Annotated in this window: 14 protein-coding genes and 1 pseudogene; all 15 read left to right on the forward strand. The window is 38.5% G+C overall.

The genetic code is table 11. The features are described from left to right. Window positions 1–107: 107 nt before the first annotated feature. The 15 genes and pseudogenes from gyrA to udk all read left to right on the forward strand — a co-directional run bounded on the left by gyrA (window position 108) and on the right by udk (window position 13,919). On the forward strand, window positions 108–2,576 hold the full coding sequence (gene gyrA / locus FGK98_RS03905; RefSeq protein WP_138100114.1) for a DNA gyrase subunit A: 2,469 nt from the start codon (window positions 108–110) through the stop codon (window positions 2,574–2,576). Then, entirely contained in the window at window positions 2,576–3,316 is a 741-nt protein-coding gene (locus FGK98_RS03910) for a class A sortase (protein ID WP_138100115.1), read from the forward strand. Before gyrA ends, FGK98_RS03910 begins: the two co-directional genes overlap by 1 nt. 73 nt (window positions 3,317–3,389) lie before the next feature. Further along, window positions 3,390–3,806, forward strand: coding sequence for a hypothetical protein (locus tag FGK98_RS03915; protein WP_138100117.1), 417 nt, complete (start codon window positions 3,390–3,392; stop codon window positions 3,804–3,806). A gap of 26 nt (window positions 3,807–3,832) precedes the next feature. Then, window positions 3,833–4,462, forward strand: a complete 630-nt coding sequence (locus tag FGK98_RS03920) for a hypothetical protein (RefSeq protein WP_138100118.1) — start codon at window positions 3,833–3,835, stop codon at window positions 4,460–4,462. Window positions 4,463–4,593: 131 nt separating this feature from the next. Then, window positions 4,594–4,797: a hypothetical protein gene (locus FGK98_RS03925; RefSeq protein WP_138100121.1), complete on the forward strand. Its 204-nt coding sequence runs from the start codon at window positions 4,594–4,596 to the stop codon at window positions 4,795–4,797. A gap of 37 nt (window positions 4,798–4,834) precedes the next feature. After that, a pseudogene (locus FGK98_RS10045) lies at window positions 4,835–5,176 on the forward strand (hypothetical protein). 122 nt (window positions 5,177–5,298) lie between these two features. After that, the gene (locus FGK98_RS03935) at window positions 5,299–5,646 is read left to right on the forward strand and encodes a hypothetical protein (protein ID WP_138100123.1); all 348 of its coding nucleotides are present in this window, start codon (window positions 5,299–5,301) and stop codon (window positions 5,644–5,646) included. A gap of 124 nt (window positions 5,647–5,770) precedes the next feature. Continuing rightward, window positions 5,771–6,568 carry a formate/nitrite transporter family protein gene (locus tag FGK98_RS03940; RefSeq protein WP_049478154.1) on the forward strand — a complete coding sequence of 266 codons (798 nt, stop codon included), beginning with the start codon at window positions 5,771–5,773 and terminating at the stop codon, window positions 6,566–6,568. Between the two features lie 149 nt (window positions 6,569–6,717). Then, window positions 6,718–7,998, forward strand: a complete 1,281-nt coding sequence (locus FGK98_RS03945) for an O-acetylhomoserine aminocarboxypropyltransferase/cysteine synthase family protein (RefSeq protein WP_138101029.1) — start codon at window positions 6,718–6,720, stop codon at window positions 7,996–7,998. Window positions 7,999–8,092: 94 nt separating this feature from the next. Next, window positions 8,093–9,367: a DUF2130 domain-containing protein gene (locus FGK98_RS03950; protein ID WP_138100125.1), complete on the forward strand. Its 1,275-nt coding sequence runs from the start codon at window positions 8,093–8,095 to the stop codon at window positions 9,365–9,367. Between the two features lie 2 nt (window positions 9,368–9,369). Beyond that, window positions 9,370–10,614, forward strand: coding sequence for a glutamyl-tRNA amidotransferase (locus FGK98_RS03955; protein WP_241993323.1), 1,245 nt, complete (start codon window positions 9,370–9,372; stop codon window positions 10,612–10,614). After that, window positions 10,607–11,404, forward strand: coding sequence for a hypothetical protein (locus FGK98_RS03960; RefSeq protein WP_138101030.1), 798 nt, complete (start codon window positions 10,607–10,609; stop codon window positions 11,402–11,404). Before FGK98_RS03955 ends, FGK98_RS03960 begins: the two co-directional genes overlap by 8 nt. A 9-nt stretch (window positions 11,405–11,413) precedes the next feature. After that, complete coding sequence (locus FGK98_RS03965; protein WP_138100127.1) at window positions 11,414–12,214, forward strand: hypothetical protein; 801 nt, start codon at window positions 11,414–11,416, stop codon at window positions 12,212–12,214. Window positions 12,215–12,288: 74 nt separating this feature from the next. After that, on the forward strand, window positions 12,289–13,167 hold the full coding sequence (truB, locus tag FGK98_RS03970; RefSeq protein ID WP_138100129.1) for a tRNA pseudouridine(55) synthase TruB: 879 nt from the start codon (window positions 12,289–12,291) through the stop codon (window positions 13,165–13,167). Between the two features lie 113 nt (window positions 13,168–13,280). Then, complete coding sequence (gene udk, locus FGK98_RS03975; RefSeq protein WP_001181369.1) at window positions 13,281–13,919, forward strand: uridine kinase; 639 nt, start codon at window positions 13,281–13,283, stop codon at window positions 13,917–13,919. The last annotated feature ends 92 nt before the right edge of the window (window positions 13,920–14,011 follow it).

Below are 14,011 nucleotides of genomic sequence, written 5' to 3' on the forward strand. Positions count from 1 at the left end.
TATTCGGTTATAGATGTAAACGTTTTAGTAGTTTCAGAAGCCTGAAATAAAGGACATTTTATGGTATAATATATCTAATTACTAATAGTGAAATGAGGCATTTATTAATGCAGGATAAAAATTTAGTGAATGTCAATCTGACAAAGGAGATGAAGACCAGTTTTATCGATTACGCCATGAGTGTTATCGTAGCGCGTGCTCTTCCTGATGTTCGAGATGGCTTGAAGCCTGTTCACCGCCGTATTCTTTACGGAATGAATGAACTAGGTGTTACTCCAGACAAACCTCATAAAAAATCAGCCCGTATCACAGGGGATGTTATGGGTAAATACCACCCACACGGGGATTCCTCTATTTACGAAGCCATGGTCCGTATGGCCCAGTGGTGGAGCTACCGTTACATGCTTGTCGATGGGCATGGGAACTTTGGTTCTATGGATGGAGACGGTGCTGCCGCGCAGCGGTATACTGAGGCGCGTATGAGCAAGATTGCTCTTGAAATGCTTCGTGATATCAATAAAAATACAGTTGATTTTGTAGACAACTACGATGCCAATGAACGTGAACCCTTGGTTTTGCCAGCTCGTTTTCCAAACCTTTTGGTCAATGGGGCAACTGGGATTGCCGTAGGGATGGCTACCAACATTCCTCCTCACAACCTCGGTGAAACCATTGATGCTGTGAAGCTAGTCATGGACAATCCAGATGTGACTACTAAGGACTTGATGGAAGTTTTGCCTGGTCCAGATTTTCCAACTGGTGCCCTTGTTATGGGGAAATCAGGTATTCATAAGGCCTATGAAACTGGTAAAGGTTCGATTGTCCTTCGTTCTCGTACAGAGATTGAAACCACTAAGACTGGCCGTGAACGAATTGTCGTAACAGAGTTTCCTTACATGGTTAATAAAACCAAGGTGCATGAGCATATTGTTCGCTTGGTTCAGGAAAAACGGATTGAGGGCATTACTGCAGTCCGTGATGAATCCAACCGTGAAGGGGTTCGTTTCGTTATCGAAGTCAAACGCGATGCCTCCGCAAATGTTATCCTTAACAATCTCTTCAAGATGACCCAGATGCAAACCAATTTTGGTTTCAATATGCTGGCGATTCAGAATGGCGTGCCAAAGATCTTGTCTCTTCGTCAAATTCTGGATGCTTATATTGAGCACCAAAAAGAAGTAGTTGTTCGTCGTACACGTTTTGACAAGGAAAAAGCAGAAGCGCGTGCACATATCTTAGAAGGTCTTTTAATCGCGCTAGATCACATCGACGAAGTAATTCGAATTATTCGAGCTAGTGAAACCGATGCGGAAGCGCAAGCTGAGTTGATGAGCAAGTTCAAGCTTTCTGAACGTCAAAGTCAAGCTATCCTTGATATGCGTCTTCGTCGTTTGACAGGATTGGAACGTGATAAGATTCAGTCTGAATATGATGAATTGATTGCCTTGATTGCTGATTTGGCAGATATTCTTGCTAAACCTGAGCGCGTGGCTCAAATCATCAAAGAAGAATTAGATGAAGTCAAACGCAAATTTGGTGACAAGCGCCGTACTGAATTAATGGTCGGAGAGGTATTGACTCTTGAGGACGAAGACTTGATTGAGGAGACGGATGTCTTGATTACTCTCTCTAACAAGGGATACATCAAACGTCTGGACCAAGGTGAGTTCACTGCCCAAAAACGTGGTGGTCGTGGAGTCCAAGGTACTGGGGTTAAGGATGATGACTTTGTTCGTGAGTTGGTTTCAACCAGCACTCATGATCATCTACTCTTCTTTACCAATAAAGGACGTGTTTATCGCCTTAAAGGCTACGAAATTCCTGAATATGGTCGTACAGCCAAGGGCTTGCCAGTTGTCAATCTTTTGAAGTTAGACGAAGGCGAGAGTATTCAGACCATCATCAACGTTGAGTCTGAGCGTAGTGATGATGCTTATCTTTTCTTCACAACTCGTCACGGTGTCGTGAAGAGAACCAGTGTCAAAGAATTTGCCAATATTCGTCAAAATGGACTTAAAGCCTTGAATCTCAAAGATGAAGATGAGTTGATTAATGTTCTATTGACAGAAGAAGACACGGATATTATCATTGGTACCAAGTTTGGTTATGCTGTTCGCTTTAATCAGTCAGCTGTTCGTGGGATGAGTCGTATCGCCACGGGTGTCCGAGGAGTCAATCTTCGTGAGGGTGACACAGTAGTTGGTGCTAGCGTGATTACAAACCAAGACGAAGTTCTTATCATCACTGAAAAAGGTTATGGTAAACGTACTCTTGCTACTGAATACCCAACTAAAGGCCGTGGTGGTAAAGGGATGAAGACGGCCAATGTAGCTGAGAAGAATGGTCCTCTTGCAGGCCTCCTCACTGTAAAAGGTGATGAAGACCTGATGATTATTACAGATACAGGTGTCATGATTCGTACAAACGTTGCCAATATTTCACAAACAGGACGCTCAACTATGGGAGTGAAGGTGATGCGTCTAGACCAGGATGCTAAGATTGTGACCTTCACAACGGTTGCCGCAGCAGAAAAAGAAGAGGTAGCAACAGAAGAGAGAACAGAGGGTGAAGCATAATGTCTCACAGAAAAATGAAGAAGAATAACCGTAAAAATATACTAATCAATATTTTAGCTGGATTTTTAATTCTTCTATCCCTTGCCTTGATTTTTAATGCTCAAATTCGTGATATCTTTATGGTTTGGAATACCAATAAATACCAAGTCAGTCAGGTGACTAAGGAAAAGATTGAGGAAAATAAAGAGACAGAGGGAAATTTCGATTTTGATTCTGTCAAATCCATTTCATCGGAAGCGGTGTTAGCTGCCCAGTGGGATGCTCAGCAACTTCCAGTTATCGGAGGGATTGCCATTCCTGAAGTAGAGATCAACCTACCTATTTTTAAAGGTTTGGATAATGTAAACTTGTTCTACGGAGCAGGAACCATGAAAGCAAATCAGAAAATGGGAGAGGGCAACTATTCTCTAGCGAGTCACCATATCTTTACTGCTGAAAATGCAAGTCAGATGCTCTTTTCGCCTTTGGTCAATGCCAAGGCGGGGATGAAGATTTATCTGACTGATAAAGATAAAGTATACACCTATGAGATTCGTGAAGTGAAGCACGTAACCCCCGATCGGGTAGATGAAATCGAGGATCGTGAAGGAGTTAAGGAGATTACGCTGGTAACTTGTGTGGACTATAATGCTACAGAGCGGATTATTGTTAAAGGTGATTTTAAAGAAGTTAAAGCTTATTCTGAAACATCTGATGATATCCTAAGCGCCTTTAATCAGCCATATAAACAACGTTATTAACCTCAAAAACCAGTGAATTGTATTTTTCACTGGTTTTTGTCAAATAGAACCGTCGGTCAAAGGAGAATAATGCATGTTCGAATATCTTTGGATTGGAATGAAAACGTTGTGGAAAAATCCTGTCTTTAGTTTTTCCATTTATTTATTGGCAGCTATTCTTTTACTAATCCTTTGGCGTCGTTTTATAATTGTCCGTCGTAGTGGTGGAAATTTTTTCTCCCCATTTCATATCGCCAAAGGCAGGTTTTATATCCATAATGCCTATGTGTTTTCAAAGCGAATCATCCCTCTGAATGACATCAGAAGGATTGATGTCAAATGTGTTCAAAGTATCAAATTGAATGGGGCAAGGTATCATGTGTGTATTGAACAGAAAGACAGAAAGCCCCTATCGTTTTTCTGTGGCAAATCAAAACAGAATGATCTCCTTGTGAGGAATCTAAAGAATGAAACTAAAAACTACCATATTAGAATTGTAATAGATGGATAAGTGTTTAGTTTAAGAAAGGAATGATCATGGATAAGCTACAAGAAGTCAGAGAAAATGAACAGTTAAGGACCTTACTGATGACTGAATGTGATATTTATTTTTATGACAAGATAAGTGAAGTCCAGTTTTCAGGGAACAATGAGGAGTACTCTCTTGCCTGTAAGGCTTTTGCTCAAGACGGTAGTGGGGGAGAATATGTTTTTCTCGAAGATAACAGCATAGGCTTTATCGGAAGTGAGGGCCAAGTGGGGAGAGTAGCAGAAAGTCTGGATGACTTACTGACATTCCTACTTCACGCAGGTTGTATTTCGGATTTTAGCTGTCGGTATCTTTATCAGAACACAGACTTATTGAAAGCATTTTGTAGGGGCTATGTGTCTAAAATACGAGAAAGCTATCAGGTTAAGCAGGAAAATTGGGATCTGGTACGAGGAAATATGGCTCAAAAACTATCACTTGATTTCAATCCCCAAAAACTAGAAAAAGTAGCCATGGCATTTTATCAAGCGGCGACAAGGAAGCCTGTCTTTTCCTGTAAGTATATAGACGGTGAAGAAGAATATACCTGTGATTCAGTCTTGTCGGACATTGTGGGCTTGTGGACGACAGAACTTGTAGGAATGAGTAGAGAAGAAATCGAAAACTATAAAACTTGATAATGTATGATGCTTGTAAGATGATCATTCAACTTTAATGGTATCTTTTCAATGTGAAAGGAAATTGGTCAGTAGGTTGAAAGATTTATCGTAAGAAACCGAAGAATGCTTGGCATAAGAGAGGATAGATAATGAGTCAGTTAAGAGAAAAGTCTTTAGTTACGCTCAAAGAAGACATAACAAGTAGTTTTCCATTTGACAAGGATCTTCCTATGATATTCTTGGGAGAAATTGCCAATATGACTGAACACGGAATCTTCATAGGAAAATCGGGGAAATCTTATTTTGGATATCATATTTTACATTTTAGAGAACTAAGTGAAGATGAGATATAGGACTTTCGCAGTAGGAAAAATAGATGAGGAGTTGAGAATGAATAATCAGATTGACTTGGTACTTCCAAACCTATACGCAGAATTCTTGAGTAAAATCGACAAAGCCGGAGAGTTGATAATAGAGAATACAGGCATCACCTTATACTCAAGACTAGATTTGCTATAAAGAAACTCCACCTACCAAATAGAAGAGTGGGAACCTGATTTTTTCCTGATTGGGCAAGATGGGGATGTCGCTTTTTTTATAAAGAAAGATTCTGACGACACTATTTATATGAATGATTTGGGGGCATTAGGTTCATTGGAAATGAAAACCATATCTTTGAACATTTTCGAGTTTGTGAAACAAGCGAGTGAACATTATGATGATATCTTCTAATCATTGCAAGTGTTGTTATTTTATCGTACGCGTGTGTGGAAGACATTTTTATGAAATCATTTGAACATTTTGATTAATGTTAAGAAATTTTTAGTAAATGATAATGATTTGGAGAGTGAACAATGAATTTTGATGAGAGTTTACAGCAATACACTTATGAGCATGAGGGAGTGACCTTTGTTTGGGACGAGGAGCCTGATTGTGACTTTATAGATAAAGTTGAACTGTTATCAAAAAATTATCAGGAAAATCTCAATAGAATTATCAACTTCATGCTAGCTGATCTTAAGAAAATGTATGGAGAAGTCAGCGAGGAAGATGTGAAGAACAAGCTGGGGAAACCTATCATTGACTACAATCAAGGAACAGTTAGTTATTGTGAGCAAACCTTCGATGACTGGCACCTATTTGAGTTTGAATTTTTGGATGATCAATTTGAAACATTGGAATGTTTTTCTGTTAATGGGTAAAGGAGAGATTTATGGAATTCCCCAATGCATTGATTTTCTTTGTAGAAAACGTATACAAGAAAGGCTTTTCAAAATGCGTGCTTTATGTTATAATATTCACAAATAAAAGTTTTAGGAGTTTTTTATGGTCTCTTCAGAATTTATCTCAAAGATTGAATTTGCTTGTAAGAAGAAAGAAAGTCTTTATAGCCAAAGCAAGTTTAAGTATGCAATTCGTTCCATGTTTGCAGGTGCCTTTTTAACATTTAGTACGGCTGCGGGCGCAGTTGGTGCTGACTTGATTAATAAGATCGCACCTGGTAGTGGACGTTTCCTTTTCCCATTTGTTTTTGCTTGGGGATTGGCCTACATTGTTTTCTTGAATGCTGAGCTAGTAACTTCAAATATGATGTTTTTGACAGCTGGTAGTTTCTTGAAAAAAATCTCTTGGAGAAAAACAGCTGAGATTTTACTATACTGTACCTTCTTTAACCTCATTGGTGCTCTTATAGCAGGTTGGGGCTTTGCCCATTCAGCAGCCTATGCAAATCTAACACATGATAGTTTCATTTCAGGAGTTGTTGAGATGAAATTAGGGCGTTCCAATGAGCTAGTCTTGCTTGAAGGTATTTTAGCCAATATTTTTGTAAATATTGCCATTCTTTCATTTGTTTTGGTGAAAGACGGTGGCGCCAAACTTTGGCTCGTTTTATCAGCAATTTACATGTTTGTATTCTTAACAAACGAACACATTGCTGCGAACTTTGCTTCTTTCGCGATTGTTAAATTCAGTGTTGCAGCGGATTCAATTGCAAACTTTGACATACCTAATATTCTTCGTCACTGGGGTGTAACCTTTGTCGGGAACTTTATCGGAGGAGGTCTCTTGATGGGCTTGCCTTACGCTTTCCTCAACAAAAACGAAGATACTTATGTAGATTAAAAAACGGGCACGAGTTAATCGTGCTTCTTTGTTTGAGATGTAAGACTAGTCATAGTTGTTCCTTATATCAAAATATAGAAAAACTGTATTGGAAAAGACTGGTACAAGATGATACAATATCCCTAATGAAGCTATTTGGAGGTCGTCTTATGACTCGTGATTTTAAATTTGAAACCCTACAATTACATGCTGGACAAGTAGTTGATCCAGCGACCAAATCTCGTGCAGTACCTATTTATCAAACAACATCCTTCGTTTTTGATGACACACAGGAAGGTGCAGATCTGTTTGCATTGAGAAAACCAGGCAATATCTATACTCGTATCACAAATCCTACAACAGCAGCATTTGAAGAAAGAATTGCAGCTCTTGAAGGTGGCGTTGGAGCACTAGCTACCGCATCAGGTATGGCTGCTGTAACCTACACTATTTTGGCGCTTGCTCACGCTGGTGACCATGTGGTGGCAGCGTCAACTATTTACGGTGGTACTTTCAATCTCTTGAAAGAAACCCTTCCTCGTTATGGAATCACAACTACCTTTGTAGATGTGGATAATTTGGAGGAAGTTGAAGCAGCTATCGGTGACAATACCAAGCTTGTCTTGATTGAAACCTTAGGGAATCCCTTGATTAACATTCCTGACTTGGAAAAATTGGCTGAGATTGCGCACAAACACCAGATTCCTCTCGTTTCGGACAATACTTTTGCCACACCATATTTGATTAACGTTTTCTCTCACGGTGTAGATATTGCCATTCACTCAGCAACTAAGTTTATCGGTGGACATGGTACGACTATTGGCGGTGTCATCGTGGACAGTGGTCGTTTTGATTGGGAAGCATCAGGGAAATTCCCTCAATTTGTTGAGGAAGATCCAAGTTACCATAACTTGAGTTATACTCGTGATGTTGGGGTAGCAGCCTTTATTATCGCTGTTCGTGTTCAATTGCTTCGTGATACAGGTGCTGCCTTGTCACCATTCAATGCCTTCCTCTTGCTCCAAGGACTTGAAACCCTTTCACTTCGTGTGGAACGCCATGTGCAAAATGCAGAGAAAATTGTTGATTTCCTTGTCAACCATCCTAAGGTTGAAAAAGTTAACTATCCAAAGCTTGCTGACAGTCCATATCATGCCTTGGCTGAGAAATATTTGCCAAAAGGTGTTGGTTCAATCTTTACCTTCCATGTTAAAGGTGGAGAGACAGAGGCTCGTAAGGTGATTGATAATTTGGAAATCTTCTCTGACCTTGCAAACGTAGCAGATGCCAAATCGCTTGTTGTCCATCCAGCGACAACCACTCACGGTCAGTTGTCAGAAAAAGATCTAGAAGCAGCAGGAGTTACACCAAACCAAATCCGCTTGTCGATCGGTCTTGAAAATGTAGAGGATTTGATTGAAGATTTGCGCTTGGCCTTGGAAAAGATTTAAAGCAACAGATATAAACAGTGGGTTTCGACTCGCTGTTTTTGATTTTCCCTCAGGCATGATATAATGGTTAAAGAAGTCTAGAAAGAGGAAAGTTATGAACGAAATCAAATGTCCCAACTGTGGGGAAGTCTTTACAGTAAATGAGAGCCAGTATGCCGAACTTTTATCCCAAGTGAGAACGGCTGAGTTTGATAAGGAATTGCACGATCGCATGAAGCAGGAGCTGGCCTTGGCTGAGCAGAAGGCTATGAATGAACAACAGACTAAACTGGCTCAAAAAGACCAAGAAATCGCGCAATTACAGAGTCAAATCCAAAACTTTGATACAGAGAAAGAACTGGCTAAGAAAGAGGTTGAACAAACAAGTCATCAGGCTTTATTGGCAAAGGATAAGGAAGTACAGGCCTTGGAAAATCAATTGGCTACCTTGCGTTTAGAGCATGAAAATCAACTACAGAAAACTCTTTCTGACCTAGAAAAAGAGCGCGATCAGGTCAAAAATCAACTCCTATTGCAAGAAAAGGAGAACGAACTTTCTCTTGCTTCAGTTAAGCAAAATTACGAAGCCCAGCTCAAGGCGGCCAGTGAGCAGGTTGAATTTTACAAGAATTTTAAGGCTCAACAATCTACCAAGGCAATCGGTGAAAGTTTGGAACAGTATGTAGAGAGTGAGTTCAATAAGGTCCGCAGTTTTGCCTTTCCAAATGCTTACTTTGAAAAGGATAACAAGGTTTCTGCGCGTGGGTCTAAGGGTGACTTTATCTTCCGTGAATGTGATGAGAATGGTGTCGAAATTATTTCCATCATGTTTGAGATGAAGAATGAAGCGGACGGAACAGAGAAGAAGCATAAGAATGCAGATTTTTACAAGGAGTTGGACAAGGACCGCCGGGAGAAAAACTGTGAATATGCCGTTTTGGTGACCATGCTTGAGGCCGATAATGACTACTTTAACACTGGGATTGTTGACGTCAGCCACGAGTATGAAAAGATGTATGTCGTCCGTCCTCAATTCTTTATCCAGTTAATTGGACTCTTAAGAAATGCTGCATTAAATTCCCTAGAATACAAACAAGAGTTAGCGCTTGTTCGTGAGCAGAATATCGATATTACCCATTTTGAGGAAGACTTGGATGCCTTTAAATTGGCCTTTGCCAAGAACTACAACTCTGCTTCGACTAACTTTGGCAAAGCCATCGATGAAATCGACAAGGCTATCAAACGGATGGAAGAGGTCAAAAAGTTTCTAACAACATCAGAAAATCAACTCCGTCTCGCAAATAATAAGTTGGAAGATGTTTCCGTTAAAAAATTGACTCGGAAGAATCCAACAATGAAAGCAAAGTTTGATGCCTTGAAGGGGGAGTAAACTTGACTATAAAAAAACCTCTAAAATTTACGGATATATATATTGCCTATTTACCATTAGTTGTTTTTTTGCTCAATTTTTTATACGGTTTTTTGAACTTCGAAGGTTCAACAGTTTCTAACGAAAGGTCTAGATATGATTTGCTTTTTGGAGTGGTTGGCTTTTTTCCAACTATTTTTGGCTATATTTTTAGCTTTCTAGCCAATCTTATTGTAGGTATAACTTATGTAAAAAAAGCAAAAAATCAAATGAAGTGTCTGATTGCATTCCTATTGATTGGCAATGTTTTTTTATCAATATTTCTCATGTTTTTATTAAATTTTAAGATGATAGTTTCTTTTGATTTTATAACAGATGTTAATCTTTGGAGTTTCATTTTTTCTTTATTTTTATTTCCGTATATAGATTGGATTTATCAAAAGGGGGAGTATAATCAAAAAGTGAGTAGAATTGTAGTCATTATAGTATTAGTGGGAATTTTTTCTCCATTTCTAGGTAGTGAAATTCAAACTTACTTGAGAAATAATACCAAAGTACAACAATTACAAGAGTTTTATCATTCTAGGGATTTGAACTACGAATTAACACTTAAGTCTTCATACTATGATAGTAATATTTCCGATGTAGGTGTCTTTGATGTTTTCGATAAGGGAGTTACCATAAAAGTGGGTGCTAAGTACACGCGTCAAAAATTAAAATATGTTACTTTCATTGATGAACAATATGGCCTAAAGGAATTTATAAAAAATGCTGTTTCAAGTGATGAAGCTCAAATAGTTCTAAAAGATTTTAGGTCAGTAGTGGAAGATGCTATTAAAAAGAAAGGTTATGATTTATCTGTATTTGATGCTGAAGATCAGCCATTAGCTAGTCCAGGTTTTCAAATATCACGTTCATTTAGAATCACTTCTTTTATTAAAGAAAAAGCAGTTCAAAATCAAAACTCATCTAGTCCAGAAAAACAAGCATTTGGAGGATATGCAGCAATTTCTCTTAAAGACTATATGAAAGAGGGAGCCCTTCGTTTACGTTTAACACTTAGTGAACGTGACAAATTGAAGTTAGATGACATTGATTTTTCAAGACTCTCCGATGGACACTACATGATCAATAATGACTATTTTATAGTGAACAACGGAATGTATACAATAGTTGAAGATGAAGATGATTTTGAAAATTTTTTACTGAGAGAATTTAGTAAACAATTTTATTTGGAGGATTTTTATAAAATTGAAAAGCTTGATTAAATTATTAGCAAATAAAGATGTAAAATTTCTTTATAATATTTGTATTCGATTATCTTCATATTTAGTAGTTGTTGCAGTTTATATAGCAATTTTGGGTTTGTTTTTATTGTTTAAACAAAATATTATTGCAGTACGTTATCTGTTATTTTTGTCGGTATTATTTATAGTTATTGGCATCTTTTTAAGTTTATTGACATGGAAAGTTCTTCTATATTGGAAGGAGACTTTGATTGATTTTAAGAAATATCAATCTTTCTTTGAACACAGTGTTAGTCATTCCAATAAGTTTAATAAGAAATTTAATGAAGTAAGTTTTGAATTAATCACAGGAGAATTATCTTACCTCAGAGGAGATTTTTTATTAGCACTTAGTCAATATTCAAATATCAATCTTTCTAATATTTCTAAAAAAAATAGAAAAATATTTGAATTTAAGAAATTATATTATGAATTTCTATCTTCTATCCATCTTCAAGATGCGCAAGGTATTGCTTTCATTGAGGAACAATTGTCCAAGGCTGCAGATTGTAAAGGTGGTAAGGCTAAATTCGTTGCACAAGCCCAAACCATAAAAGATATTGTGTTTAATAAAGAACCAAACGACTACTTCGATACAACTGAACCAGAAAATAAGCTAGCTCGAATCAAGTTCTCATATTACGGAGCTCTCAATGCTCAGCTAAAAGGAGATGAAACTCGTGCTCGTAGTTTATTTGAAAGCATTGCTCATGAAAATCCAGAGCTTTTCTATGTTAAGGAAGCGAGGAAATATTTAGAATTAGTGAAATGAGAGTAACATATGAAATTAATTGAAAAAATAGTGAGTAGGGCGACAGAGAATATTCTTCTACAAATAGAGACTATTAGTCAAATTAGCTCAATTATTGGACTTGTTTTGGATGTGTTGGCTGTGTTTTTAATTTTCCAAAGTGATACCAAAAAGTGGGGAGTAATATTATTATTAGTAGTAGTACTAATTGCTAGTCTAGTTTTATACCTACGTTTTGTCCTAAACAAAGTTATTTATCTAGTGTTAAACGATTCTATTAATCTTAAGCTCTATGTGGACATGTTCAGAGTTCAATCAGAAAAATCTATTAAGCCCTTTAGGGCAACATATCAAGAGTATTACCAATTTATCCAAGGTCAAGTGGCTTATCTAAAAGGAGATTTTCAAGCTGCCAAGGAAATTATGTCCAAGTATAATTTGAAAAAAATTTGGGGTAGATTAAGAGACTATACATTTTTAATATCAACCTATGAACTATTAAAAGTTTCCATCCATCTTCAAGATGAGCGAGACATTGCTTTCTTTGAGGAACAATTGTCCAAGGCGCCAGATTCGAAAGATGGGAAAGCTAAACTAATCGCCCAAACTCAAGCCATAAAAGATATTGTGTTCAATAAAGAAGTGAACGACTACTTCGACACTGCCGAACCAGAAAATAAATTAGCTCGAATCATGTTTTCTTATTACGGAGCCCTCAACGCTCAATTAAAAGGAGATGAAGAACGTGCCCGTAGTTTGTTTGAAAGCATCGCCCATGAAAATCCAGAACTCTTTTATGTTCAGGAAGCTAGGAAGTATTTAGAAAAATGAGCTGATATAGTTTTAAAATCTGTCTAAGATAGAATATGTTGATGTAAAGTGAAAAGGGAATTAGAAAGTAACAGATGAACGGTATTATCAACTTAAAAAAAGAGGCGGGGATGACTTCGCATGATGCGGTTTTTAAGCTGCGTAAGATTTTGGGAACCAAGAAGATTGGTCATGGCGGAACCTTGGATCCGGATGTAGTGGGTGTTTTGCCTATTGCAGTTGGCAAGGCGACACGCATGGTCGAGTTTATGCAGGATGAGGGTAAGGTCTATGAGGGAGAGATTACTCTGGGCTATTCAACGACAACCGAGGATGCTAGTGGGGAAGTGGTTGCTGAGACACCTGTTTTGTCGCCCTTGGATGAAACCATTGTCGATGAAGCGATTGCCAGTCTGATTGGGCCTATTACTCAGATTCCGCCTATGTACTCGGCTGTCAAGGTCAATGGTCGCAAGCTCTATGAGTATGCGCGTGCTGGTCAGGAAGTGGAGCGTCCAGAACGTCAGGTGACTATTTATCAATTTGAACGGACAAGTCCGATTTCTTATGAGGATCACCTCGCACGATTCACTTTTCGTGTAAAATGTAGTAAGGGGACTTATATCCGTACCTTGTCTGTTGACTTGGGAGAGAAGCTTGGTTATGCGGCTCATATGTCTCACCTGACACGGACTAGTGCAGCCGGTTTACAGTTAGAAGATGCCTTGACCTTGGAAGAAATTGCTGAAAAAGTAGAGGCAGGGCAACTGGACTTTCTTTATCCTTTAGAGATTGGTACAGGTGACCTTGTCAAAGTTTTCCTAAGTCCGGAACAGGCTACAGAAGTACGCTTTGGTCGTTTTATCGAGCTAGAACAGTTGGATAAGGAATTGGCTGCCTTTGAAGATGATAAATTGCTAGCAATTCTAGAAAAAAGGGACAATTTCTACAAGCCAAGGAAAGTTTTTAGCTAGTCTAACTGGAGTGAAAGTATTAGAATTGTTATCCATAATCTATCCAAAATCAGACTATAAATTTTGCTAAAAATGTGATAGAATAGACGACGGATAAAAAAACGGAGGATAGCATGCAAAATAGACCAATCATTATCGGAGTGACAGGTGGTTCTGGTGGTGGTAAGACCAGTGTTTCGAGGGCCATTTTATCACATTTTCCTGATGAGAAGATTTCCATGATTGAGCATGATTCATACTACAAGGATCAGTCTCATTTGACCTTTGAAGAACGCGTCAAAACCAACTACGACCACCCTTTTGCCTTTGATACAGACTTGATGATCGAGCAAATTAAAGAGTTATTAGCGGGTCGTCCAGTGGACATTCCGACTTATGACTATACAGCGCATACACGGAGTAGCAAGACCTATCGTCAGGAGCCTCAAGATGTCTTTATCGTTGAGGGAATTTTGGTCTTGGAGGACAAGCGTCTGCGCGATTTGATGGATATCAAGATTTTTGTGGATACGGATGATGATGTGCGCATTATTCGTCGTATCAAACGTGATATGGAGGAGCGTGGCCGTAGCTTGGATAGCGTGATTGACCAATATCTGGGTGTGGTAAAACCTATGTACCACCAGTTCATTGAGCCGACCAAGCGGTATGCGGATATCGTCATTCCTGAGGGGGTCAGCAATACCGTGGCTATCGACCTGTTGACAACCAAGATTGCAAAGATTTTGGAAGAAGCTCGTAACAGCAAATAATCAGACGAGGAGGCTTGGCCTCCTTTTTCTATTTTTCCTTTAGTTTCGGTATGCAAAAGGAGATTTTTAAGCATATTTTTGGTATAATAATA

Origin of the sequence: Streptococcus australis (genome assembly GCF_901543175.1) — a bacterium.
Lineage (GTDB): Bacteria > Bacillota > Bacilli > Lactobacillales > Streptococcaceae > Streptococcus > Streptococcus australis_A.